General features: G+C 70.5%; 22 protein-coding genes. 12 read left to right on the top strand and 10 right to left on the bottom strand.

Annotated elements, in window-relative coordinates; translation table 11 throughout:
- Window positions 1-7: 7 nt before the first annotated feature.
- Genes ACYQPG_RS01290 through ACYQPG_RS01280 form a run of 3 tightly spaced genes read left to right on the top strand, consistent with a single transcriptional unit; the run spans window position 8 to window position 2,643 of the window.
- On the top strand, window positions 8-733 hold the full coding sequence (locus ACYQPG_RS01290) for an NUDIX hydrolase (protein WP_147939312.1): 726 nt from the start codon (window positions 8-10) through the stop codon (window positions 731-733).
- Window positions 734-750: 17 nt separating this feature from the next.
- Window positions 751-1,737, top strand: a complete 987-nt coding sequence (locus ACYQPG_RS01285; RefSeq protein WP_147939311.1) for an SPFH domain-containing protein — start codon at window positions 751-753, stop codon at window positions 1,735-1,737.
- Window positions 1,738-1,749: 12 nt separating this feature from the next.
- The gene (locus tag ACYQPG_RS01280; protein WP_461230051.1) at window positions 1,750-2,643 is read left to right on the top strand and encodes an NAD(+)/NADH kinase; all 894 of its coding nucleotides are present in this window, start codon (window positions 1,750-1,752) and stop codon (window positions 2,641-2,643) included.
- Between the two features lie 110 nt (window positions 2,644-2,753).
- Here the strand turns inward: ACYQPG_RS01280 and ACYQPG_RS01275 are convergent, their stop codons facing one another.
- Entirely contained in the window at window positions 2,754-3,131 is a 378-nt protein-coding gene (locus ACYQPG_RS01275; RefSeq protein WP_147939309.1) for a hypothetical protein, read from the bottom strand.
- A gap of 134 nt (window positions 3,132-3,265) precedes the next feature.
- On the opposite strand from ACYQPG_RS01275, the gene ACYQPG_RS01270 reads away from it, so the two are divergent.
- The gene (locus ACYQPG_RS01270; RefSeq protein WP_461230050.1) at window positions 3,266-3,643 is read left to right on the top strand and encodes a PH domain-containing protein; all 378 of its coding nucleotides are present in this window, start codon (window positions 3,266-3,268) and stop codon (window positions 3,641-3,643) included.
- Window positions 3,644-3,670: 27 nt separating this feature from the next.
- Here ACYQPG_RS01270 and ACYQPG_RS01265 read toward each other — a convergent pair whose 3' ends face one another.
- The 3 genes from ACYQPG_RS01265 to serA form a co-directional block, all read right to left on the bottom strand.
- Window positions 3,671-4,231 carry a cytochrome b gene (locus ACYQPG_RS01265; RefSeq protein WP_419830963.1) on the bottom strand — a complete coding sequence of 187 codons (561 nt, stop codon included), beginning with the start codon at window positions 4,229-4,231 and terminating at the stop codon, window positions 3,671-3,673.
- Window positions 4,228-5,283, bottom strand: coding sequence for a catalase family peroxidase (locus ACYQPG_RS01260; protein WP_419830962.1), 1,056 nt, complete (start codon window positions 5,281-5,283; stop codon window positions 4,228-4,230). Before ACYQPG_RS01260 ends, ACYQPG_RS01265 begins: the two co-directional genes overlap by 4 nt.
- A gap of 229 nt (window positions 5,284-5,512) precedes the next feature.
- Entirely contained in the window at window positions 5,513-6,736 is a 1,224-nt protein-coding gene (gene serA / locus ACYQPG_RS01255) for a phosphoglycerate dehydrogenase (protein WP_461230049.1), read from the bottom strand.
- Window positions 6,737-7,149: 413 nt separating this feature from the next.
- Between serA and ACYQPG_RS01250 the strand changes: the two genes are divergently transcribed.
- The 6 genes from ACYQPG_RS01250 (at window position 7,150) to ACYQPG_RS01225 (ending at window position 13,919) form a co-directional block, all read left to right on the top strand.
- On the top strand, window positions 7,150-8,106 hold the full coding sequence (locus ACYQPG_RS01250) for a GlxA family transcriptional regulator (RefSeq protein WP_147908075.1): 957 nt from the start codon (window positions 7,150-7,152) through the stop codon (window positions 8,104-8,106).
- A gap of 140 nt (window positions 8,107-8,246) precedes the next feature.
- Entirely contained in the window at window positions 8,247-8,693 is a 447-nt protein-coding gene (locus ACYQPG_RS01245; protein ID WP_147908076.1) for a (2Fe-2S)-binding protein, read from the top strand.
- Window positions 8,694-8,703: 10 nt separating this feature from the next.
- Window positions 8,704-10,965, top strand: a complete 2,262-nt coding sequence (locus tag ACYQPG_RS01240) for a xanthine dehydrogenase family protein molybdopterin-binding subunit (RefSeq protein WP_419830960.1) — start codon at window positions 8,704-8,706, stop codon at window positions 10,963-10,965.
- A 72-nt stretch (window positions 10,966-11,037) separates the two neighbouring features.
- Window positions 11,038-12,099, top strand: coding sequence for an SLAC1 anion channel family protein (locus ACYQPG_RS01235; protein WP_461230048.1), 1,062 nt, complete (start codon window positions 11,038-11,040; stop codon window positions 12,097-12,099).
- A 224-nt stretch (window positions 12,100-12,323) separates the two neighbouring features.
- Window positions 12,324-13,373 carry an alpha/beta fold hydrolase gene (locus tag ACYQPG_RS01230; protein ID WP_461230047.1) on the top strand — a complete coding sequence of 350 codons (1,050 nt, stop codon included), beginning with the start codon at window positions 12,324-12,326 and terminating at the stop codon, window positions 13,371-13,373.
- Between the two features lie 45 nt (window positions 13,374-13,418).
- A complete protein-coding gene (locus tag ACYQPG_RS01225) occupies window positions 13,419-13,919 on the top strand; it encodes a cytochrome P460 family protein (protein WP_461230046.1) in 501 nt (166 codons plus the stop codon).
- 42 nt (window positions 13,920-13,961) lie between these two features.
- Here ACYQPG_RS01225 and ACYQPG_RS01220 read toward each other — a convergent pair whose 3' ends face one another.
- The 3 genes from ACYQPG_RS01220 to ACYQPG_RS01210 form a co-directional block, all read right to left on the bottom strand.
- Entirely contained in the window at window positions 13,962-14,963 is a 1,002-nt protein-coding gene (locus tag ACYQPG_RS01220) for a 4-hydroxyproline epimerase (protein ID WP_147908081.1), read from the bottom strand.
- 10 nt (window positions 14,964-14,973) lie between these two features.
- Complete coding sequence (locus tag ACYQPG_RS01215) at window positions 14,974-16,224, bottom strand: NAD(P)/FAD-dependent oxidoreductase (protein ID WP_461230045.1); 1,251 nt, start codon at window positions 16,222-16,224, stop codon at window positions 14,974-14,976.
- A gap of 426 nt (window positions 16,225-16,650) precedes the next feature.
- Complete coding sequence (locus tag ACYQPG_RS01210) at window positions 16,651-17,673, bottom strand: glycosyltransferase family 2 protein (protein ID WP_461230044.1); 1,023 nt, start codon at window positions 17,671-17,673, stop codon at window positions 16,651-16,653.
- A 595-nt stretch (window positions 17,674-18,268) separates the two neighbouring features.
- Here ACYQPG_RS01210 and ACYQPG_RS01205 point away from each other — a divergent pair.
- Window positions 18,269-18,589 carry a hypothetical protein gene (locus ACYQPG_RS01205; protein ID WP_147939300.1) on the top strand — a complete coding sequence of 107 codons (321 nt, stop codon included), beginning with the start codon at window positions 18,269-18,271 and terminating at the stop codon, window positions 18,587-18,589.
- A gap of 18 nt (window positions 18,590-18,607) precedes the next feature.
- On the opposite strand, the gene ACYQPG_RS01200 is transcribed toward ACYQPG_RS01205, so the two are convergent.
- Complete coding sequence (locus ACYQPG_RS01200) at window positions 18,608-19,012, bottom strand: lysozyme inhibitor LprI family protein (RefSeq protein ID WP_419830953.1); 405 nt, start codon at window positions 19,010-19,012, stop codon at window positions 18,608-18,610.
- Between the two features lie 26 nt (window positions 19,013-19,038).
- Window positions 19,039-20,139, bottom strand: a complete 1,101-nt coding sequence (locus ACYQPG_RS01195; RefSeq protein ID WP_461230043.1) for a hypothetical protein — start codon at window positions 20,137-20,139, stop codon at window positions 19,039-19,041.
- A gap of 800 nt (window positions 20,140-20,939) precedes the next feature.
- On the opposite strand from ACYQPG_RS01195, the gene ACYQPG_RS01190 reads away from it, so the two are divergent.
- Entirely contained in the window at window positions 20,940-21,164 is a 225-nt protein-coding gene (locus ACYQPG_RS01190; protein ID WP_147939296.1) for a hypothetical protein, read from the top strand.
- A gap of 13 nt (window positions 21,165-21,177) precedes the next feature.
- On the opposite strand, the gene ACYQPG_RS01185 is transcribed toward ACYQPG_RS01190, so the two are convergent.
- Window positions 21,178-22,653, bottom strand: coding sequence for a protein adenylyltransferase SelO (locus tag ACYQPG_RS01185; RefSeq protein WP_461230042.1), 1,476 nt, complete (start codon window positions 22,651-22,653; stop codon window positions 21,178-21,180).
- Between the last annotated feature and the right edge of the window lie 306 nt (window positions 22,654-22,959).

The following is a 22,959-nucleotide window of genomic DNA, read 5'->3' as shown; positions in this document are numbered from 1 at the left end:
TGGCGCCATGACCGAACCCGAGTTCCTCGCCGGATACGACCCCGCCGCCTACGAGCGGCCGGCGCTCGCCGTCGATCTCGTCCTGCTCGGCCTGCGTCAGGGGCGCCTGACGGCGCTCCTGACGGAGCGCACGCAGCATCCCCATGCCGGGCGCTGGGCGCTGCCGGGCGGCTTCGTCGGCATCGCCGAGACCCTGGACGCGGCGGCCTGGCGGGTCCTGCGGGAGAAGGCCGGGATCCCGCAAGCGCGCCTCGAACAGCTCTACACCTTCGGCGCCCTGGACCGCGATCCGCGCATGCGCATCGTCTCCGTGGCCTACTTGGCGCTGCTGCCGGAGCGGACCTTCGCGGAAGCGCTCGCGGGTAAACGAGGCCTGACGGCCGCGAGCGTCGCGGTGCCCTGGGAGGGCGAGGCCGGCGGCCCCGTCTCGGCCCTGCCGGAGGACGGGGACCCGCTCGCGCTGGCCTTCGACCATGCCGACATCCTGGCGCTGGCCGTGCTGCGGCTGCGCGGCAAGCTCGACTATTCGGACGTCGCCTTCGCGCTGCTGCCGGAGCACTTCACGCTCCGGCAGCTGCAGGACGTGCACGCGGCGATCCTCGGTACGTCGCTCAACAAGCCCGCCTTCCGCCGCCGCATGCTCGACCGCGGCTGGCTGGAGCCGACCGGCGCGCGCGAGGCCGGCACGGCGTTCCGCCCCGCCGAACTCTACCGGTTCCGACCGTCCCGTTGACCCGCAAGGAGGACATCATGGCTACGATCCGCAACATCGGCCTGATCGCCCAGCTGAGGAGCGAGGCGAGCCGCCACGTCATCCGCTACAGCAGCGGCCGCGTCCGGCAGAGCGGCCGGGGACTGGTCTTCTGGTTCAGGCCCGAGACCGCCAGCATCAGCGAGGTGCCGGTGGACGACCGCGAGATGACGCTGTTCGTGCGCGGCCGCAGCCGGGACTTCCAGACGGTCGCGGTGCAGGGGACGGTCGGCTGGCACGTGGTCGATCCCGAACTGCTGGCACGCCGGGTCGATTTCTCGATCAACCTCGCCACCGGCCGCCTGCAGGGCGAGCCGATCGAGCAGATCGAGGCGCGCCTCAGCGGCATCGCCGGCCAGGCGGTCCTGCAATATCTCGGCGCCGCGCCGATCGGTGCCCTGCTCGATGCAGGCCCCGAGCCGCTGCGGGTGATCCTCGAGGCGGTCCTGGCATCGGCCCCGGCGCTCGCCGAGATCGGGGTCGCGGCGGTGTCGGTGCGGCTCACCAACCTCGCACCCACCAGCGAGCTGGAACGCGCCCTGCAGACGCCGACCTACGAGGCGCTGCAGCAGAAGGCCGACGAGGCGACCTTCGCCCGCCGTGCCCTCGCGGTCGAGAAGGAGCGGGCCATCGCGGAGAACGAACTCGCGACCAAGACCGAGCTGGCCCGGCGCGAGACGCTCCTGATCGTGCAGGAGACGCAGAACGCCCGCGATCGGGCGGCCGGCCTCGCCGAAGCCCAGGGGCTCGAGGCGGCCGCCGAGGCCGAGCGGATCCGGCTCGTCGAGGGCGCCCGCGCCGAGGCCGAGCAGCAGCGCGCCGCGATCTACCGCGACATGCCGCCGGCCGTGCTGCTGGGGCTCGCCGCACGGGAATTCGCCGGCAAGCTCGACACGATCGAGCACCTCAACGTCACGCCCGACCTGCTCGCGGCGGCCCTGGGCGAATTCCGCCGGGCCGTGCCGCTGCCGGCCGCGACGCGCTGAGGGGGGCGGGCCATGGCAGGGGTCACGCCCCGGGTGGTCTTCGTGATCCGCGACACCGATTACGAACTGCTGCTGATCCGGCACGCGACCCGCGGCCAGGTCCGGTTCTTCCTGGAGAGCCGCGGGCAGTCGATCGCGGAGATCGAGGAGCGCCACGCGCGCGCCCACGCGGTCCTCGCGCAGGCCCGCGCTTGCGTGCCGACGGAGTGGCGCCAGGCGCTGGTGCGCCGCCCCGACCTCGATCGCTTCCTGTTCGCCCCCGAGGACGTCGTGGTCGCGGTGGGCCAGGACGGGCTCGTGGCCAACGTCGCGAAGTATCTCGACGGGCAGCCGGTGGTCGGCGTCAATCCGGCGCCCGACCTCTACGACGGCATCCTGGCGCGCGCCCCGGTGGAGCGGCTGGGGGCGCTGCTGCCGGCCAGCGTCGCCGGAGCCGCGCGGATCGAGCGCCGCACCATGGTGCAGGCGGTGCTCGACGGCGGCGAGCGGCTGCTGGCGTTGAACGAGATCTTCGTCGGCCACCGCAGCCACCAATCCGCGCGCTACCGGATCGAGGATCGCGGCCGGGCGGAGGACCAGTCGTCGAGCGGCCTGATCGTGGCGTCCGGGACCGGCCTGACCGGCTGGGCCCGGTCGATCAGCGACGCGACCCACATCGCCCTCGCTGTCGGCGTCGAGGAGGCGGCGGTCGGCTACTGGGTGCGCGAGCCGTTTCCGAGCGTCGCCACCGCGACGGGCCTGCGCGCGGGCAAGCTCGCCGACGCGGCCCTGGCCGTGACCTCCCGGATGAACGAGGGCGGCGTCGTGTTCGCCGACGGGATCGAGCAGGATTTCCTCGCCTTCGACTGGGGGCGGCGCGTGGACATCGCCCCCGCCGCCCGGACCCTCAACCTCGTCGTCGATTGAGACCGCGGGCCGCGTTCGGGGCGGGCGGCGTCACCGGCCCAGCGCACGCGGCCCTCGTCGAGACGCCGGCAACCGGGCGGGGCAACGCGTCGGCGCGCGCCGCCGTCGCGTCATGCGGCGACGGGCCTGACCACCACGTCCTCGGCGTCGACGAGGGTCGCCATGACGCCGGACTGGATCCGCGCGAAGACCGCGTCGGGATCGCCCATGCTCTGCATCAGGACGGCGCACGAGAGGGCGATGACGTGCGGGGTGCGGTCAGGCCCTTCGGCGAGGAACGCGCGGATCGCCTCGACCAGGGAGGCGTTCGGATCCTCCTCCGGCAGGGTGCTCAGGACATGCGCGCAATCCTGCCGCAGCGACGCCAACGCGGTGTCCACGACCGAAACCCAGTGCCGGGCCTGGTCATGGATGAGCCAGCGCACCGACCCCTCGGCCACCGGGGCCAGTCCCGCGAGATAGCGTCGAGCGGCTGCGTCATCGAACATGGCGTGGCCTTTAGCGCCCGCCCTTCGAAACGCCAACGCGTCGGATGACCGGTTCGGACCGCCGGCCTGTTGCCGGCGCGGGACCCGGCCGGCATGGTGTCGGCCCCGGAACAGGCGAAGCGAGCATTCGAGCCATGGTTCTGCTGGATGGATTGCTGGGACACGGCGCCGAAGTCGACGCCGCCTCGCTCGAGCGAAGGCTCGCGGGCATCCTGATCGACGGCGAGACGGCGCGCCTGGCGTTCAAGATCATCCGGGACGTGTTCGTGTTCACGGAACGCCGGATCATCCTGATCGACGTGCAGGGCGTCACCGGCAGCAAGGTCGAATTCACCTCGATTCCCTACCGGGCGGTGGTCCGCTTCTCGGTGGAGACGGCCGGCACCTTCGATCTCGATGCCGAGCTCAAGATCTGGGTCTCGGGCACGCCGCAGCCGATCGAGCGCACCCTCAAGAAGGGCGCCGACGTGCGCGGCATCCAGCGCGCCCTGGCCGAGGGCGTGCTGCGCTAGAGTGGTGCCCGAGCGCTGGACGCCGGCTCACCGGGGCGCCGCGCCGCTCCGCGATCCGACCGGGGCCATCGCCTCGAACACGCCGTCCCGGCGGACCAGCGCGTGGAACAGCGCCGCCGCCACATGGGTCAGCACCAGGGCGAAGAACGCGAAGGCGAGGTAGAAATGCGCGTTCCACAGCAGCGTATGGAGCGCGGCGTTCTGCGGTAGGATCGCGGGCAGGCGTAGGCCGCCGTAGAGCACGACCGGGTAGGCCCCGGCCGACAGCATCGCCCAGCCCAGAAGCGGCATGGCGAACATCAGCGCGTAGAGCCCGTAATGGGACAGGTGCGCGGCGAGCTTCATCGGCGCCGGCAGGTCGGCCGGCAGGGGCGGGCTCCCGCTTCGCGCCCGCACCGCCAGCCGGATCAGGGCGAGGACGAAGATCGCCACGCCCAGCGTCTTATGGGTCGCCAGCAACGGCACGTATGTGGGCATGATCGTCGAGACCATGCCGACCCCGATGAAGAACATCGCGATGATGCACGCCGCCATCGACCAGTGCAGCAGCCGCTGGCCGCCCGTGAAGCGCGTCCTGTCTGTCGTCATCGCCGCGCCTCCGCCGTGCGCCCAGGATAATCCTTTTCCTCCGCGGTGCGGAGGTCGTAGGATCGCGCGTAGGCCGCCGAGCGCGCCGCCGGGAACGGGTCGTCGGAGACCCGGATGCCATCCGGCAGGATCGTCGGATCGAAGTTGATGTCGCGGCAGGGGCCGTCCGCCTCGGGTTCGATGCGCCGAACCACCAGGGTGCCCGCCTCCACGCTGCGCCGTCCCTCCGGCCAGGCCCGGCTCGGATCGGCGGTCGGGTCGCCGGGCTCGGCGACGGTGAGGACCAGGGTCCAGCGTTGCGGCGCGGCCGCGACCCGGTCCGCGATCTCCTGCTCCAGGTAGGCGGGGCCGCGCTTGGCCAGATCCTCGGGCGTGATCCGCACCGCCTGCGCTTCGGGACGGAACGACCAGCGCACGGCCCGCTCGGCGCCGGACGCGTCGGTCACCAGGAAGGCGTTGAGGCTGTTGTAGGGCTCCTGCGCGTAGCTCGCGGTCCAGTCGGGGCTCTTGGCCCAGGCGCCGAACGGGGCGAATCCCGGATGCGCGGCGACGAAGGCCGCCATCGCGTTCGGCTCCTTGCTCGCCGGGACCCGCAGCAGGGCGTAGAACGCCTCCGGGGTGGAAACCGGGAAGACCGGCGCGTTGATCATGGCGGTGCGCCACACCGCGCCGTCGTCCGACGTGATCTGCAGCCCGAGGCCCCGCACCCGGACGGTGGCATCCGGCGCGCCCGGATTGGGGGTGCCGAGGTTGAACCGCCCCAGCGCCGGATGGTGCCCGGCCTCAAAGATGCGTGCCCGCGAGAGCGCGCTGCCCTGGCCGTTGGCCTCGAACGTTCCGGTGAAGCAGATGCCCTTGGCGTGGTTGCGGCGATACCCGGGAACCGGGCCGGTCGGCGGCGCGAGCGCGTCGACGAGCTTCGTGGGCGTCAGGCGGTCGGGCGAGAGCCAGCCCGCCGTGTAGGCGAGCGCCCCGGTCGCGCCGACGCAGACGGCCGCGATGACCGCGAGCGAGGTCAGGGTCGAGCGCGGCCCCGATGATGGAAGCGGCATGCGAGGGTCTCCCTTGGACGTCGCGCGGCGCCGGCCGCCGACGGCCCCGGCGCGGCGACGAACGATCCCGGACTCCGGCGGAGACCGGCTCCGCCCGCGTTCGAGGACTCACAAGCTGCCAGAAATTTTGAATGCAGGAAAGCAAAGCTTCGGAGCGGCGACGAATACGGGCGGCATTCGTGGAAAGACGGGTTTCTGCCCGGGCCGTACTGCTCCACGCCGGTACCGCTCACGCGGCCCGGGGCACCAGGCGCCGGGCGCGCACGGTGCCGTCGATGCTCCGGAGCGCCTGGAGAACCGCATCCGCCTCCGTCCGCTCCACCGACGCATCCACGACCACGTAGCCGAAATCGCCATCGGTCTGCAGATACTGCGCGTCGATGTTGAGCGCGCGGCCCGAGAAGACCGTATTGATCTTGCCCAGGACGCCGGGCACGTTCCGGTGCACGTGGAGGAAGCGTGCGCCGGACAGGCGCGGTGGCAATTGCACCTGCGGGAAGTTGACGGCGCCCAGCGTCGAGCCGGTCTGGGCATACTCCACCAGCTTGCGGGCGACCTCCGCGCCGATGCGGTCCTGCGCTTCTTCCGTCGATCCGCCGATATGCGGGGTCAGGATCACGTTCGCGAGGCCCTGGAGCGGCGAGACGAAGCGCTCCGCGTTGGAGGTCGGCTCGACAGGGAAGACGTCGATCGCGGCGCCGCAGAGACGGCCCTCCCGCAGCGCCGCGGCCAGGGCCTCCAGGTCCACCACCGTGCCGCGGCTGTTGTTGATCAGGTAGGCGCCGGGCTTCATGGCGCGGATCCGTGCCGCGTTCATGAGCCCGTGCGTCGCCGGTGTTTCGGGAACGTGCAGGCTGACCACGTCGCTCAGGGCGAGCAGGGTCTCCAGGCTGTCCACCGGCTCGGTGTTGCCGTGGCGCAGCTTGTCGGTCAGGTCGTGGAAGATGACGCGCATGCCCATCGCCTCGGCGAGATTGGACAGCTGCGAGCCGATATTGCCGTAGCCGACGATCCCCAGTGTCTTGCCGCGGACCTCGAAGGCGCCCGTCGCGGATTTGTCCCATCCGCCCGCATGCGCGGAGGCCGAGCGCGGCAGGATGCGCCGCAGCAGCATCACGATCTCGCCGATCGTGAGTTCGGCGACGCTGCGCGTGTTCGAGAACGGCGCGTTGAAGACGGGCACGCCCCGCGCCCGGGCGCTCTCGAGATCGACCTGATTGGTCCCGACGCTGAAGCACCCGATGACGGTCAGGTCGGGCAGCGCGTCGAGCAGCTCCGCCGTGACCGTGGTCCGCGAGCGGATCCCGAGCACGTTGGTGTCGGCGAGGCGCGCCGCCTCGGCGAGGCCGAAGGCGTGGGACAGCGGTTGGACCGCGCCGAATCCCGCCTGCGCGAAGATCGCGTGGGCCGTGGCGGCGATGTTCTCGCTCAGGACGATGCGTTCCGTAGGCAAAACCGGCACCTCTGCGGAAGGGATGTTGCAGAGTATCACGATCTGCGCGGCGCTGTTCGTCGTCAATCGTCTTCGATCGGCGAACAGGACAAGACGGAAGAATCGTCGTGGTGTTGTGCAATACGATGGGAAGAATGTATCGTTCGCGGCTGGCGTCCTGCTTCATTGCGATCTTGAGGGATCGGTGCTTCCGATTCGCCCTTCGCTGAGTCCGGCGGGCGTCGAGATCGCGCGTCCGGCCCGAAGGATCCGCGGCGCCTGCGTCGGTCATGCGCTCCATTCGCCCGGCGGTTGACCCGTATCCGGTGCGAAAACCGCGTCGCGCACGTCTGGATGTGCTTCTACCGTTCGCCCTCTCTCGAAAGGAATGCTACTACAAAAGCCGATACCGGGGCGGAACGGGACGGTTCTTCATGGCAGCGACGCGTCGCATCGGCCTCGTCCTCTGTCCCGATTTCGACTTCATGGGTCTGGCCGTCACCTCGCCGTTCGAGATGGCGAATTGGTATGCGGGCGAGAAGCTCTACGACGTCCGCCTGCATTCCGAGTTGGGCGGCCGGCTCCGGGCCGGCCTGGGCGCCGACGTCGCCACCGAGCCGCTGGCCGAGCCGGACGCCTTCGACACGATCCTGGTCGCGGCCGGCGTCGGCATCCCGACGACCGCGCCGGGGCTCGCCGCCTATATCCGCGCCGCCGCGCAGGGGACACGCAGGCTCGCCGGCCTGTGCCTGGGGGCCTTCACCCTCGCCGATGCAGGGATACTCGACGGGCGGCGCGCGACCACGCACTGGTATTTCGCGCCCCATTTCCGCGCGCGCTACCCCGCCTGCAAGCTCGACGTCGACAAGATCTACATCGCCGACGACAACATCTGGACCTCGGCCGGCATGTCGGCGGCCATCGACCTCGCGGTCGGCATGGTCGAGCGCGACCACGGCCGGGACCTCGCCACCTCGGTCGCCCGGGGGCTGGTGATGGAGCGGCGCCGGTCCGGCGGCCAGGCGCAGCGCTCGGCCCTGCTCGATGTCGATCCCCCCACCGATCGGATCCAGAGGGTGCTGGACTACGCCCGGCGCAACCCGGGCAAGCCGCTGACGGCCGAGGACCTGGCGGCGGTGGCTTGCCTGAGCCCGCGCCAGCTGACGCGCCTGTTCCGCGCCGAGACCGGGACCTCCCCGGCCAAGGCCGTCGAGACGATCCGGGTCGATGCGGCCAAGCTGATGCTGGAGGAGAGCCGGCTGCCGCTGGAGGCCATCGCCCAGGCGGTCGGGTTCGCCAACCGGGAGCGGATGCGCCGGTCGTTCCTCCGGGTCTACGGCGAGGTCCCCCGGCGAATCCGCCAGGCTGCCGGGCCGCTCGCCGTGATGTGACGCGGACCATGTCCGCGGGCGGTGCCGGCGGGCTGCGGCCGCGGGCGATGTCCGAAAACGTGGCCTTTATGGCGTAGGCCGCGGGCAGGGCCACGCTTAAGCATGGTGCAGGCCCTGCTGATATTCGGACGGACACGATCATGGTGAACCTGTCGATCAATGGTCGCCAGCATGCAGTCGATGCCGAGCCCGACACGCCATTACTGTTCGTCCTGCGTGATACGCTGGGCCTGACCGGCACCAAGTACGGGTGCGGTATCGGCCAATGCGGCGCCTGCACGGTGCTGCTGGACGGCCAGGCGACGCGCTCCTGCCAGATCCCGATCGAGAGCGTCGGCACGCAGCCCGTCGCCACGATCGAGGCGGTGGAGCAGGACGCGGTCGGCCAAAAGGTCGTGGCGGCCTGGGTGGCGCTTCAGGTGCCCCAATGCGGCTATTGCCAGTCGGGTCAGGTCATGGCCGCGACCGCCCTGCTCAAGCAGACGCCGCGCCCCACCGACGCCGATATCGCCGACGCGATGACCAACCTGTGCCGCTGCGGAACCTACAACGCCATCGCCGCCGCCGTGCGGCAGGCCTCGGCCTGAGGAGAGCGGCATGGAACAGTTTCTCGCTCCGGCCCCGGCGGACGCCGTGACCGTGGTCGAACCGATGCCGCGCGAGGCATCGCGGCGCGGCTTCCTGACGGCCGCCGGCAGCGCGCTGGTGCTCAGCGTGGCGCTCCCCGGCCGCAGCGCCCGCGCCCAGGCGCAGGGGCCCGCGGAGGGAGCGGGCGCGATCGCGCCCAAGCCCGGCACCCGGGTCGCCGCCTTCCTGGAGATCCACCCGGACGGCACCGTCAAGCTGCTCAGCCCCTTCGTCGAGGGCGGTCAGGGCATCGCCACCGGCATCGCGCAGATCGTCGGCGAGGAGCTCGACGTGCCGCCCGCGCGGTTCGTCGTGGAATGCGCGCCGCCCGGTCCCGACTATGCCGTGGTGAACGGGCTGCGCATGACCGGCGGCAGCTTCTCGACCCGCTCCAGCTACGCGGTGATGCGCCGGCTCGGCGCGACCGCCCGCGACATGCTGATCCGCGCCGCCGCGGCCCGGCTCAAGGTCCCGGAGGCCGAACTCACCACCCGCGACGGGGTCGTGCTGCACGCGGCGACCAACCGGTCGCTGCCCTACGGTGACCTGGCGGCCGACGCCCTGCTGCTGAAGCCGAACGAGGCCGTACAACTGCGCGACCCGGCGACCTTCCGGTATATCCGCCAGCCGGTCCCGCGGCTCGACGTGCACGACAAGGCGACCGGGCGGGCGGTCTACGCGATCGACCAGAAACTCGACGGCATGCTGTACGCGGCCGTGCAGCACGCCCCGCATCTCGGCACCGAGCCGGAGGCGCTCACCAACGAGGCGGACATCCGGGCGATGCCGGGGGTCCATTCGGTGCATCGCCTGCCGGGCGCCGTCGCGGTCGCGGCCGACAGCTGGTGGCGGGCCCGCAAGGCGGTCGAGGCGCTCACCGTGCGCTGGTCGGCGCCCAAGCCCGGCGGGCTCGACACGGTCGCGGCCGACTTCTCGTCCGACGGGATGGTGGCAGCGCTCAAGGCTTCCACCGATCCGGGCCTCGCGGCCGAGGCGGTGGGCGACACCGCCGACGCCTTCGCCAAGGCGGCCAAGGTCATCGAGGCGGAGTACGAGGCGCCCTATCTCGCCCACGCCCAGCTCGAGCCGCCCTCGGCGCTCGCGCGCTTTGCCGAGGACGGGACGCTCGACCTCTGGCTGCCCAACCAGATGCCGGAGCTGTTCCAGGCGATCTCCGCCCAGGCCGCGGGCCTGCAGCCGGCGCAGGTGCGGATCCATTCGCCGATGCTCGGCGGCTTCTTCGGCCGCCACTTCGCCTACGGACCCGGCAACCCGTTCCCGCAGGCGATCCGCCTCGCGCAGGCGACCAAGCGTCCGGTGAAGGTGCTGTGGTCGCGCGAGGAGGAGTTCCGCTCCGACGCCCTGCGCCCGCTCAGCTACAGTCGCTTCCGGGCCGCCCTCGACGCAGAGGGCCGGCCGAGCGCCATCGAGGTCCGCACCGTCGGCGAGGGGCCGATCGGGCGCTATTTCGGGGCGCTGTTCAAGAACCCGATCGATTCCTCCGCCGTGGAGGGGATCGTCGAGAAGCCCTACGCCATCCCGAACCGGCGGATGACCTTCACCAAGCTCGCCCACCCGGTGACCATCGCGTTCTGGCGCTCCGTCGGCCACTCGATGAACGATGCGTTCTACGAGAGCTTCCTCGACGAGATCGCGCAAGGGGGCGGGCAGGACCCGTTCGCGCTGCGCCAGGCGCTCCTGAAGGACAGCCCGCGCCACCTGGCGCTGCTCGCGGCGGTGGCCGAGATGTCCGGCGGCTGGCGGCGCGGGCCCTACGCGGCCGAGGGCGGCATGCGCGCCCGCGGCCTCGCGATGGCCTCGCCGTTCGGGTCGGAGACGGCCACGATCGCCGAGGTGTCGGTCGAGGGCGGCGAGGCGCGGGTCCACACCCTGTGGATCGCGTTCGATCCCGGCAGCGTGGTCAACCCGGCGATCGTGCGGGCCCAGGTCGAGTCGGCCGCGGCCCTGGGCCTCTCGTCGGTGCTGTTCGAGCAGATCGTCTACCGCGACGGCGTACGCCAGTCGCAGAATTACGACACCTACCCGATCCTGCGCCGGGAGCACATGCCGGCGGTCCACGTGCGCATCGTCGAGAGCGGCGCGCCCATGGGCGGCGTCGGCGAGCCGGGGCTTCCGGGGGTGCCGCCCGCCGTGCTGAACGCGGTCGCGGCCCTCACCGGGCAGCGCATCCGCGCCCTCCCGATCGCCAACACCAGGCTCACCGCGGCCTGACGAGTTTTGGGGACGCGTCCGGCAGGCCGGCGACGGGGGCCGGGCTCGCCGGGGCCATCTTGGAGGCAGCCGATGCTGGATATGGTCGCGCCGGGCGTGCGGATCGCGGATCCGCCCGAGACCGCCCTGACCGCGCACAAGGCCCCCGACACGCCGCCGGCCGCCCCGGCGGGCTGGCGGCAGCTCGCGGCGCTGCCGGTCGGCCTGTTCGCCGCGGTGATGGGCCTGACCGGCCTCAGCGTCGCCTGGAGCCTGGCCCAGGCCCGCTATGCCGCGCCGGCCTGGATCGCGGATGCCCTGGGATTGGCCGCGCTCGCCGCCTTCGTGGCGATCGCGGCGGGCTACGCCGTGAAGGCTGCCATCGCCCCGCAGGCGGTGCGCGCCGAGTTTCTCCATCCGATCGCCGGAAACCTGTTCGGGACGCCGCTGATCAGCCTGCTGCTGCTGCCGATCCCGCTGGCGCGAGCGAACCTGCTCGTCGCGCAGGTCCTGTGGGTTCTGGGCGCCGTGGGCATGACCCTGTTCGCGTGGCTGATCGTGACCCGCTGGCTGAGCGAGCGCCAGCAGGCGGCGCACGCGACGCCGGCCTGGATCGTCCCGGTGGTGGGCCTCCTCGACGTGCCGCTCGCCCTGCCGGGGCTGGGCCTGCCGCCGATGCACGCGGTCATGATGTTCGGGCTCGCGGTCGGCCTGTTCTTCGCGGTGCCGCTGTTCACGCTGATCCTGTCGCGCCTGCTGTTCGAGGCGCCGCTTCCGGTGGCGCTGCAGCCGGCGCTGCTGATCCTGATCGCCCCGTTCGCGGTCGGGTTCTCGACCTACGTGGCGACCACCGGGACGATCGACCTGTTCGCGGAGGCGCTCTACGCCGTCGCGCTGTTCCTGCTGGCGGTGCTGCTGCCGAAGCTCGCCCGCCTCGTCCAGGCCTGCCCGTTCCGGGTCGCCTGGTGGGCGGTGAGCTTCCCCCTCGCCGCCGCCGCGGTGGCGTCCCTGCGCGTCGCGACCGCGATGCCGGGCGCGCTCGCCGACGGCACCGCCCTGGCGCTCCTGGCGCTGGCGACGCTGGTGATCCTGTGGCTGCTCGGCCGGACCCTGGTCGGCCTCGCCCGCGGCGAGCTGCGCACCCTGTCCCAGTGATGCGATCGTGGCGGGGATGCGAGCGGAGATCGTGTCGCCGACGCCGTGAGTAACACCGGCGTCCCGAAAGTCTTCGGCCACCGTTCGGGACGATGGACGGCCACAGGCACCGCCCTGTAAGACACAAGCGCTTCCGAGAGCTATCTCGAAGCTGTGTTCGAGCGCGATGCCGGCCCGTGATGCAGTCTTCGCGCACTCGAAGATCCGTCAAAGCGGAGGCCTCCATGCCCGCCGACACGCGCCCCGAACCCCCTCCCGAGACCATCGACCGGAGCCGCCGCCGGCTCCTCGGCGCCACGGCCGCGACCGTGGCGGTCGCCGAGCTGGGCCGCATCGGCGTCGCGCGGGCCGAGACGGGAGCCTCCGCGGCCGGAACCATGCCCGGCACGCTGAAGCAGGTCGAGGCCGGAATGCTCGATGTCGGCTATGTCGAGGCCGGCCCCGCCGACGGTCCGGCGGTCATTCTGCTGCACGGCTGGCCCTACGACATCCACGCCTTCGCGGAGGTCGTCCCGATCCTCGCCGCAGCGGGCCATCGGGTGATCGTTCCGCATCTGCGCGGCTACGGGACGACCCGCTTCCTGGCCACGGACGCGGTCCGCAACGGCGAGCAGGCGGCGCTGGCGGTGGACGTCATCGCCCTCATGGACGCCCTCGGCATCCCCCGCGCCGTGCTCGGCGGCTTCGACTGGGGCGCCCGGACGGCTTGCATCGTCGCGGCGCTCTGGCCGGACCGGTGCCGCGCCCTCGTCTCGGTGAGCGGCTACCTGATCGGCAGCCAGGAGGCCGGCAAGGCGCCGCTGCCGCCGAAGGCCGAGCTGTCCTGGTGGTACCAGTTCTACTTCGCCACCAGCCGGGGCCGGGCCGGCTACGAGGCGTATCGCGACGCCTTCGCCCGGCTGATCTGGCAGAGCGCCTCGCCGCGCTGGGCGTTCGACGACGCGACCTTCGCCCGCAGCGCCCAGTCCTTCGACAACCCCGACCATGTCGGCATCGTCGTCCACAATTACCGCTGGCGGCTCGGGCTCGCCGAGGGCGAGCGGCGCTACGAGGCCCTGGAGGACCGGCTGGCCCGGGCGCCGGAGATCGCCGTGCCGACGATCACGCTCGAGGGCGACGCCAACGGCGCCCCGCATCCGGAGCCTGCGACCTATGCCGGGAAATTCATCGGCCGCTACGCGCACCGGCCGATCACCGGCGGGATCGGCCACAACCTGCCCCAGGAGGCGCCGCACGCCTTCGCGCAGGCCGTCATCGATGCGGCCTCGGCCTGAGGTCCCCCGCGTCCGGATCGGCCTGAGACGGCACAGGAGCCTGCGATGCGTGCCATCACCGTTGCTGCGTCCAGCTTGCTGGCGGCCGCCCTGCTGGGCGCCGCCGCCCTCCGTGCCGGGACCGCGCCCGAAGCGTCGCCGCTTTACGGCGTGACCGTTCCGGACGGTTTTCGCGACTGGCCGCTCATCGGGGTCGCGCAGGAGACCGGCGCCCTCGACGAGCTGCGCGCGGTGGTGGGCAACGCCCCGGCGCTGCAGGCCTACCGGGCGGGCACGCTGCCCTTCCCGGACGGGACGATCCTGGTGAAGCGCGCCTGGAAACGCACCTCCTCCCGGGAATTCGAGCCCGCCTTCGTCCCCGGGGCGGCGACCACGATCCAGGTCATGGTCAAGGATTCGAAGCGCTACCCGGAAACCGGCGGCTGGGGGTTCGGCCGCTTCATCGACGGCAAGCCCACGGACGCGGCCCAGCACGAGACCTGCTTCGCCTGCCATCAGGCCAACGTCCGGGACCACGACTACGTGTTCACCCGGCTCGCGCCCTGAGGGACCGCGGGCACGGCGACTTCGACGCGGACCCGCTGGGAGCTACGCCACCACGAAGCCGTGCGCGAACGGATCGCGGTCGTCGATGAAGATGGTGTTGATGCCGGTCTGGCGCGCCCAGCCCGCCACCGAGGGCACGATCGCGGGCTTGCCGGCCACCGTGGTCGCGGCCTCGACCCGGCCGCGGAACAGCGAGCCGATGATCGATTCGTGCACGAAATCGTCGCCGACCCCGAGGCGCCCCTTGGCGGCGAGCTGCGCCATGCGGGCCGAGGTGCCGGTGCCGCAGGGCGAGCGATCGATCGCCTTGTCGCCGTAGAACACGGCGTTGCGGGCCTGGGCCTCGGGGTGGCGTGGCGCGCCGGTCCACAGGATGTGGGACAGGCCCCGGATCTCCGGATGCTCGGGATGGACGAAGTCGTACGTGGCATTGAGCGCCGCGCGCAGCTTCGGCGACCGGGCGATGAGGTCCCCGGCGGTGTGATCGGCCATGTCCCGGAAGTTTTTTTGGGGCTCGACGATCGCATAGAAGTTGCCCCCGTAGGCGACGTCCACCACGATCTCGCCGACCCCATCGAGATGCGCGGTCAGCCCTTCGGCGTGCAGGAAGCCCGGCACGTTGCGCAGCCGCACCTCCTCCACGAAACGGCCCTCCTGCCGGTAGGTGATGTCCACCTTGCCGGCCGGCGCGTCGATCGAGAGCCGCCCCGGCGCGCGCGGCGTGACCAGGCCGTTCTCGATCGCCATGGTGACCGTGCCGATGGTGCCGTGGCCGCACATCGGCAGGCAGCCGCTGGTCTCGATGAACAGCACCGCGACGTCGCAATCGGGCCGCGTCGGCGGATACAGGATCGCGCCCGACATCATGTCGTGGCCGCGCGGCTCGAACATCAGCCCGGTGCGGATCCAGTCGTAGGTGCGCAGGAAATGGGCGCGCTTCTCCAGCATGGTGCCGCCTTCGAGGATCGGGCCCCCGCCCGAGACGAGGCGGACCGGGTTGCCGCAGGTATGGCCGTCGAGGCACGAGAAGGTGTGGTTGGCCATAGGCGAAGCCCTATCGGAAGCGCTGGGGCGAGAACGGCGCGAGGTCGATGGACGGCGGCGCGCCGGTGACGAGGTCGGCGACGAGGCGCGCGGTGCCCGCCGACTGGGTCAGCCCCAGATGACCGTGCCCGAAGGCGTAGACGACCCGGCGGGTGGACGCGGCCCGACCGATGGCGGGCAACGAGTCGGGCAGCGACGGTCGGAAGCCCATCCAGGGCTGGCCGCCCTCGGTTTTGAGGCCCGGCAGGAAGGTCTTGGCCTTGCGCAGCATCGCCTCCGAGCGCCGGAAATCCGGCGGCCGGTCGAGGCCGCCGAGTTCCACCGCGCCGCCGACCCGGATCCCGCAGGAGAGCCGCGTCACCACGAAGCCGTGGCCCCCGAAGGTGACCTGCGTGCGCAGGTCGAGGGCGCCCTCGGGCAGGGTCGTGTTGTAGCCCCGCTCCGTCTCCAGCGGGATCCGCTCGCCCAAGGTGCGGGCAAGGCGGTGCGAGAAGGCCCCGGCCGCGACCACGACCTGCCCGGCCATGCGGGTGCCGGCGGATGTCACCACGGCGACGCCGTCGGCCGTGGGGCGCAGCGCCGTGACCTCGGCCCGCGCGATCGCGCCGCCTTCGTCCCGCAGGCGCTCGGCCAGGGCGAGCACGTAGGTTTTCGGTTCGGCGATCGAGTACCAGCCGGGGGTGAACGTCCCGTGCGTGAAGCGGGGCGCCAGGCCCGGCTGGATCGCCGCCATCGCGGCGGCGTCGAGGTGCTGGAAGGCGATGCCGTGATCGGCGCGGACGTCCCAGCCGGGGAGGGCGGCCTCGAATTCCGGCTTTCCCTCGTAGACCTGGAGGTTGCCGTCCTTGCGCAGCATCCCCCGCGTGCCGGTGGCCTCGAGGAATGGCTCCAGCGTGTCCCGCGACAGGTCCATGAGCGCGGTCTGGGCGGCGGTCGCCTGGCGGACGCGATCCGGCGCGCAGGCTCGCCAGAAGCGCAGCATCCAGGGCAGGATCCGGGGCGCGTAGGCCGGCGGCACCGAGAGCGGCCCGAGCGGATCGAGCAGCCAGCGCGGCGCCCTCCTGAGGATGCCGGGCGAGGCTAGCGGCAGGATGTCGGAGAACGCGAAGGCGCCGGCATTGCCCGCGCTCGCCCCGGCCGCCGGGCCCTCCCGATCGAGCACCGTGACCGACAGGCCGCGCGCGCGCAGGGCCAGGGCGGCGGACAGCCCGATGACGCCCGCTCCGACGACGATGACGTCCGGTGGCTCCGCGGCCGCCATCCTAGCGCGCCACCGCCCGGTGCGGACGCGTCGCGCTCCCGGACGTGACGCCCCTTGGACAGCAAGAAATGGCGTCCTTCATGCCGGTCGACAGGCCTCCGAAGATGAGCGGGCCCGGCATCGGGCCCCGCGCAGACATCCGGAACCGATGCCTCTATCGAGATGCATAGTTCCGGCGTCTGCATCCAAGCACGTTCTGGGCCGGTCGGCAAAAAGAGCCCGGACGGACTATCGCAGGCAAGCCTGACGCCCCGGAGATCTCGCCATTGCCGTCTCCGCGATCGCTTCGTCTTGCGCTCCGGTTCCGGTGCTCGCCGGCGTGGACACCGGTCGTCCCACGTCTGGCGCGCGTGTGCCGCCTCTCCCTACCGGGGCCGATGGTCCCCGATCGCTGCCGGATGCGGGCAAAGGCCGGCTTGCGGCCCATCAGCCCGACCGGGCCATGCCCAAGGTGCGGATGTTCGACACGACAGGCCTCCAACTCCCGGTCAGACGCGCCTCCAGGATCGATCTGACCGTCCGGCGCGGCAGGATTGTGCAGGCCAGCAGGAACAGCACGACGGATACGCGCCTGAGCGGGCTGTACCAGGTCGGGAACGATCGGATCGTGACGACGACGCCCGCCCAGGTGATGCGGCGCATCTCCAGTATATCGCAGTAATTATCGTACCGAGCATGCATGTACATACGGGTCGGTGGGGCGATTTTGCAGGATCCATCCCTGTCGGGCAGTGCGGTTCTAAGATGTTCCAGCCGATCGACGAACCGTTTCTGGTGCTTTCTGATCAGGGCCACCGTCGGTGTCCGGTTGGTGCCGGACTTGTTCTTGTTGTGCAATCTGTAGCGGCCGAGCGGTTCGGACAGGCTCACGACGTCACCGTGGAACGGCGCGGCGAGCAGCATCACGCCGTCGACGGCCGAATCGTAATGGGCGTCCTCCAGGAGCGCGCACAGGTCCCTGCGAAACACGTTGCCCGAGGTCGGTGGCGAGATGTAGGTCCCCGCCCTCTCGATGGCCTTGACGAACGTGGCGCGCGCCCGGCCTTTCGCCAGATTCGGAAAAGACGTGCCGAGCGGCGTGCCGTTGCTGTCGATGCGAAGCAATGGGAACTGTAGCTTCGCAACGTCCGCATCGGGATGCTGGATGATCGTCTGTATCGAGCCCGGAACGAGTTCGTCGTCGGCATCCAAGAACAGGATGAACGGGGCATCCGTTTTCGACACGCCGTATCGGCAGGCGCTGACTTGACCGCCGTTCTCTTTCCTGAACGCGCGAACCTTGAACTGCTCGATTACCTCCCACGAACGATCAGTCGATCCATCATCGACGACGATGACATCGCAGTGGGTCGTGTCCTGGGAGAGTACGCTTGCGATCGCATTTCGAACGTAATCTTCATAATTATGACAATTTATTATGATCTCAAGCTTTAGTTCCCTGTCTTCCATGTTATTTTCCCACGTAGAGATTACGCAATATTTCTTGAGGGCATCTTTAATAGGTTTTGATGTTGCTATTATCCACGTATTAAGGCTTTCGGTAAATACCCTGATCCATAAATAAGGCCGGGATTAAAATCATCGCTCGGCGATAGGCCGTCCGGATTGCAGAGATCCCTGCGTGGGACGCGATCATCACCCCGCCGCACGTCCGCAACCGGGAAGGGGGCGACTGGCAGCGCCGACGATCGGACGCTTGGCCCTCGCCCGGCACGACCGGCTCACCGACCGGGACACGGAACCCGCACCCATCGACCTGGATCGGCGGCGTCACGCCGGCCGGGGCGCGGACCGGCCGGCCGCGTCCGCCCCACGTGCGAAGGTCTTCGCGTTGAGTCAGCGTTCCGCGGCCGCAGGTCGTACACTTCGCATTGACTGCGCGGGATCGCGCGGCCACGGCCCGAGTTAACGCGCGGTCTGACCGACGATCGGGCTGTCGGACACCCGGTGTCTTCGCTGGGACTACACCGATGCGCATACCGGTTATCAATCCGTCCCGCGCATACCGTCCCGGGATTGGACGCGGCGCGAGGAGGGACGATCGGTGGGCCTGCCCGGTGTGAAGGACGGGGAGAAATCCCGTCACATCCTCCCGACCGCCAGCACGATGATCGGAATCAGCACCACGCTGATTGGTCTGGTGAAGCTGCTGGAGCACTATTCCGGTCCCAGCCAGGTCGACGTCTACAGCGGCATCGTCGCCGTCCTGTTCCTGCTGAGCGCGATCCTGTCCTACCTGTCGACGCGGCTCGAGGCCCGGCCGCGCATCAGCCGCTTCGCCGAGCAGGTGGCGGACAACTTCTTCCTGCTCGGCCTCATGGGCATCACCGGCGTCGCCTTCCTGTTCGCCTACGAGGTGATCTGAGGCCGGTCCGTATCCCGCTCAGGGTGCGCAGGCGAGGTCGCCGCCCGGGCACTTGATCTGTGCGGTCAGGTCCTGGATGCGCTGGCGGGTCAACTCGGTCTTGCAGGTGCCGTCGAGCAGGGGCGCGATCGTTCCGTTGGAATCGGGCGCGGAGGCGTCGTAGCCGGTGCGCAGGTTGCACTCGAGGTCGCGGAAGGCGATCCAGGCCCGCTGCGCCGCCACCAGGTTGTGCCGCCCGTTGCTGTCGAGCTTGTCGCGCAGGGCAGCGTAGCGCCGGTTCAGTTCCGCATCGGCCTGCGCGAAATTCTGGGCCGCGCAGAGATTCGCCGCCGTCTGATCGGGCGCCTGCGTGCAGTCCGCCCCCACGGCGGAGCCGACGGCCGGCAGGGCGATCAGGACTCCGATGAGGACGGTTCGCAGCATGGCAGGCTCCAGGACCGAGGCGGGCTTCAGGGCTCATCATCCGTCTGCCGGGCGCGGAAGGCGTAGAAGCCGCCGTCGGCGTCGTACAGGACGTCGAAGCCGTTGAGCAGGCGCAGGCCGGTATTGACGAAGGGCAGCGGACGCGTGGTGTTGAGGACGATGCGCTCCGGCGCCAGAGGCGAGGCGGTATCGCCGCTCGTGATCGCGTAGCCGGCCGCGTCGCCGAAGCGGAAGCGCAGCCGCGTCCCGGGGGCGAGCGCGCGGTGGCCGGCGCCATCGGTACGGAGGCTCTCAGTGACTTGCTCGGGCGGGAGCGTCAGGAACATGTCGGTCACGCCGGTATCGATCAGCGCGCGACCGCAGGCGCCCGGCTCCCGGGCATTCACCCCGATACACACCGGTACGCCGAGCCAGTCGCCCGAGACCCGCGGATGCGGATCGAGCTTCACGAAGCGGAAGCGTCCCCGGGTGTTGGCGCGTGTCAGCCCGACATGCACCCCCGACTTGGTCACGACGTAGCCGCGATGGACCGGACCGGGACCCGGCGGCTCGGCGTTGAGCAGCGGATTGGTGTCCGGCGTGCTCTGGGTCTGGCTGTCGTCCTCGCGCCCGAAGCCGATCCCCAGCATGGCCACGTGCCCGGGGGCATCCTCCGGGGTGCAGGAGCGGGCCTTCTCTGTGCAGTCGATCCGGTCGACCGCCAGCACGGGAAGCGGCCGCGTCGAGACCCTGGCGCCGTCGCGGCCCGACAGGGTCACCGGCACCGTCACCCAGCGGCCGATCATGATCCGGCCGGAACTCGTGTAGGTCAGGCGACCGGGCCGGCTCGGCAGGGCGTCGACATCCGGGATGCGCCCGGCCGACACGACGATGCCGGTGGAGCCGGTATCGACGAGCACCGGGAGGGCCTCGCCTCCGAAGGACAGGCCGAAACGCGGTGAGCGAGCGATCGCTTCGCCGGGACCGGGTGCGTTGAGGAAGGTCAGGAAGACGCCGCGCCGGTCGCTCTCGTAGTTCGGGCGCTCATCCGCCCTCGCGGCGGCAGCGCGCGCGATCAGCCCGGCTCCGAGCAGCGTCGTCCAGGCAAGCCCGCGCGTTCCGACGTGTAGCGTGTTGATGAGACGCATCGTGGGACCCGGAGATGGGAAGCCCGAGCCTAGCATCCGGTCGAACCGCCGGCACGCTGGAGTCCCTCCCGCCGATGTGGAGACGAAACGGAATCGGCCGGTACGGTGAATCTCGCCGCGCCGGACCTGCCTGACGGCGGCACGACCGGGAGTAGCGCTATCGCCGGGGGGGCGCCCGCTCCTCCAACCCGCCCAGGAGGACCAGGATCCGGCCCAGCAGCACGCGTGTGTGCAGCGCCGCACCGGTGACGGCGCGATCGTCGGCCTGTCTGGCACAGGCCTCGTAGGCAGCCCGCAGAGCGGCAAGCTGGCGCGCACGCAGTTCGGGAACATCGGAGCCCATGGGCCACCCCCGACAGGCTCGTGTCCGCGGTACGTCCCCGCAGACAAGCCTCCTGAACCATCCATAGTCGGGGAGTTGGAAAACCGTGCTCGAACGGTCCCTACGACCTTTAGTGCCGGAACACCTGGACATACGCCGCAGGCTCCCCGACCCACGCGGTCAAGGATTCGGGTGCCATCGCGGCCGGCACCAAACCGTCGAGCAAGAGGTTTCCACGCCCCAGGGCGGCACGTACCGCCCCGGGCAGGCAGGTAACCAATTCTAGGAAGCGAATCCAGACCGATGACGCTTCCGCCCCGATGCGTTTTCGGGATGCCTGGTGGCGCGTGCAGGACAGCATTTGGTAGATAAAATGCTCGAATTTGTCTTAAAAATCATTAACCTTGTTGCTCGGCGATGTTGAACAAATGCCTCGCCTTCGACATCTGCTTCCGTCCAGCAGGTTGTCTCAGGTGTGATGAAGATGAAATCGTATTCCATCTTTCTTCGCGATCGGGCGCAGGCCGACGCGGATCATCCGCGCTTGCTCGCGTACGAGATTTCAGATCGGGATGTGGCGCAGGCGCTCGTCTCGTCGATTGCCGCGTCTCATGAGGATCACGGCTTCAATCCAGCGACGGGCGTGCATTGGTTCAGGTACGGCGGCAGCCTTCACGAGATCTACGCTTGGCCGCAACGCTGAGTGCGGGGTCGGCTCAGGTACCGCAGAACGTGCGGTATCCGACCCCGCCGCCCTCGGGTGGCTCGGCATAAGGGGCGGCCGCGGGCTGGTCCTCGTAGGGGCGCGACAGCACCGCCAGAAAGGCTTCGAAGGGAGCGAAGTCGTCACGCTCCACTGCCGCCTCGATCATCTCCTCGACCCGGTGGTTGCGCGGGATGTAGGCGGGGTTGACCTGCCGCATCGCCGCCGCGACCGCCGCAGGGCTGCGGCCGTCCTGGGCCAGGCGGGCGCGCCAGCGCCACGCCCAGTCGTCATAGGCCGTCGGATCGACGAACAGGTCGCGCGGATCGGCGCCGGCCCCCGGTCGTTCCGCGACCGCGCACAAGGCCCGGAACGTGCGGGTGAAGTCCGCCTGATTCTCTGCCATACGCTTCAGGAGGTCGCCTGCCAGCGCGGGGTCGCCGTCCCGGATGTCGGACAGGCCGAGCTTGGCATTGAGACCGCCCTGATAGGCGGCCTCGAAGCGCGGCGCGTAGCCGGCCAGCGCCGCTTCGGCCTGCGCGACCGCCTCGGTCTCGTCCGGATCGAGCAGCGGCAGCAGCGTCTCAGCCAGGCGCGTCAGGTTCCAAAGCGCGATCCGGGGCTGCTCGCCATAGGCATAGCGGCCGTTCCGGTCGATGGAGCTGAACACCGTCCGGGGATCGTAGGCGTCCAGGAAGGCGCAGGGGCCGTAATCGATGGTCTCGCCCGCCACCGACATGTTGTCGGTGTTCATCACCCCGTGGACGAAGCCAACCAAGAGCCAGCGGGCCACCAGTTCGGCTTGGCGGGCGACGACGCCTTCCAGCAGTGCCCGGTAAGGTTTCTCCGCACCGGCCGCATCGGGATAGTGCCGGGCGATCACGTGGTCGGCGAGTGCCCGCAGACCCTCGACGTCGCTCCGCGCGGCGAAGAATTGGAACGTGCCAACCCGGATATGGCTCGCCGCCACGCGGGTCAGGATTGCGCCGGGCAGGACCGTCTCGCGCGCCACCGGCTCGCCGGTCGCGACGGCGGCGAGTGCCCGGGTGGTCGGAATGCCGAGCGCCGCCATGGCTTCGCTGACGAGGTACTCGCGCAGCACAGGCCCCAGCGCTGCGCGGCCGTCGCCCCGTCGGGAGAACGGTGTCGGGCCGGACCCCTTCAACTGGATGTCGCGGCGCTGTCCCGCCCGGTCGATCACCTCGCCGAGCAGGACCGCACGGCCGTCGCCGAGCTGCGGTACGAACTGGCCGAACTGGTGCCCGGCATAGGCCGCTGCGAGCGGTGCCGCGCCCTCCGGGACACGGTTGCCCGCCAAAGCCGCGACGCCCTCGGAACCGGCCAGCCAGTCCGGATCGAGGCCGAGGTCCTGGGCCAACGCTCGGTTCAGCCGGATCAGGCGCGGTGCCGCCACCGGCGTCGGCGCGCGGGACGCATAGAAGCGCTCCGGGAGGCTGGCGTAGCTGTTGTCGAATGGGATCGGGGTCATCGACGCCATCTATGAATGCGCCCGGCGGCCAGCAAGCGCGGCCAAGGTTGGTTCTCATGGGCCGCCGTTGGTCCAAGACCGTTCGCGCGTGCCCGGTTCCGTACGTCGCAGTCGTGGCGCTGCGGATCCGGCTGGATTGCGACCGAACCGCCGGGATGCGCGTTCGCTCCAGACGCCGATCAATCCCGGCTCCGTCGTGCCCGGCCCCGTCGTGAGCCGTCGAGCGGCGTGTGGCGGGCGGGTCTCAGGACGTTTCCTCTGGACGAAAATACGCGGTGACGGCCAACCGGATGCTTGTAAGCCTTC

This window comes from Methylobacterium sp. CM6246 (genome assembly GCF_054818005.1).
This window is presented reverse-complemented; position numbering and strand designations above follow the sequence as displayed.

What these genes read in the sequence shown, in the direction of transcription:
- ACYQPG_RS01290 (WP_147939312.1), top strand. Translation starts at nt 8, where the DNA reads ATGACCGAACCCGAGTTCCTCGCCGGATACGACCCCGCCGCCTACGAG.
- ACYQPG_RS01285 (WP_147939311.1), top strand. Translation starts at nt 751, where the DNA reads ATGGCTACGATCCGCAACATCGGCCTGATCGCCCAGCTGAGGAGCGAG.
- ACYQPG_RS01280 (WP_461230051.1), top strand. Translation starts at nt 1,750, where the DNA reads ATGGCAGGGGTCACGCCCCGGGTGGTCTTCGTGATCCGCGACACCGAT.
- ACYQPG_RS01275 (WP_147939309.1), bottom strand. Translation starts at nt 3,131, where the DNA reads ATGTTCGATGACGCAGCCGCTCGACGCTATCTCGCGGGACTGGCCCCG.
- ACYQPG_RS01270 (WP_461230050.1), top strand. Translation starts at nt 3,266, where the DNA reads ATGGTTCTGCTGGATGGATTGCTGGGACACGGCGCCGAAGTCGACGCC.
- ACYQPG_RS01265 (WP_419830963.1), bottom strand. Translation starts at nt 4,231, where the DNA reads ATGACGACAGACAGGACGCGCTTCACGGGCGGCCAGCGGCTGCTGCAC.
- ACYQPG_RS01260 (WP_419830962.1), bottom strand. Translation starts at nt 5,283, where the DNA reads ATGCCGCTTCCATCATCGGGGCCGCGCTCGACCCTGACCTCGCTCGCG.
- ACYQPG_RS01250 (WP_147908075.1), top strand. Translation starts at nt 7,150, where the DNA reads ATGGCAGCGACGCGTCGCATCGGCCTCGTCCTCTGTCCCGATTTCGAC.
- ACYQPG_RS01245 (WP_147908076.1), top strand. Translation starts at nt 8,247, where the DNA reads ATGGTGAACCTGTCGATCAATGGTCGCCAGCATGCAGTCGATGCCGAG.
- ACYQPG_RS01240 (WP_419830960.1), top strand. Translation starts at nt 8,704, where the DNA reads ATGGAACAGTTTCTCGCTCCGGCCCCGGCGGACGCCGTGACCGTGGTC.
- ACYQPG_RS01235 (WP_461230048.1), top strand. Translation starts at nt 11,038, where the DNA reads ATGCTGGATATGGTCGCGCCGGGCGTGCGGATCGCGGATCCGCCCGAG.
- ACYQPG_RS01230 (WP_461230047.1), top strand. Translation starts at nt 12,324, where the DNA reads ATGCCCGCCGACACGCGCCCCGAACCCCCTCCCGAGACCATCGACCGG.
- ACYQPG_RS01225 (WP_461230046.1), top strand. Translation starts at nt 13,419, where the DNA reads ATGCGTGCCATCACCGTTGCTGCGTCCAGCTTGCTGGCGGCCGCCCTG.
- ACYQPG_RS01220 (WP_147908081.1), bottom strand. Translation starts at nt 14,963, where the DNA reads ATGGCCAACCACACCTTCTCGTGCCTCGACGGCCATACCTGCGGCAAC.
- ACYQPG_RS01215 (WP_461230045.1), bottom strand. Translation starts at nt 16,224, where the DNA reads ATGGCGGCCGCGGAGCCACCGGACGTCATCGTCGTCGGAGCGGGCGTC.
- ACYQPG_RS01210 (WP_461230044.1), bottom strand. Translation starts at nt 17,673, where the DNA reads ATGGAAGACAGGGAACTAAAGCTTGAGATCATAATAAATTGTCATAAT.
- ACYQPG_RS01200 (WP_419830953.1), bottom strand. Translation starts at nt 19,012, where the DNA reads ATGCTGCGAACCGTCCTCATCGGAGTCCTGATCGCCCTGCCGGCCGTC.
- ACYQPG_RS01195 (WP_461230043.1), bottom strand. Translation starts at nt 20,139, where the DNA reads ATGCGTCTCATCAACACGCTACACGTCGGAACGCGCGGGCTTGCCTGG.
- ACYQPG_RS01190 (WP_147939296.1), top strand. Translation starts at nt 20,940, where the DNA reads ATGAAGATGAAATCGTATTCCATCTTTCTTCGCGATCGGGCGCAGGCC.
- ACYQPG_RS01185 (WP_461230042.1), bottom strand. Translation starts at nt 22,653, where the DNA reads ATGACCCCGATCCCATTCGACAACAGCTACGCCAGCCTCCCGGAGCGC.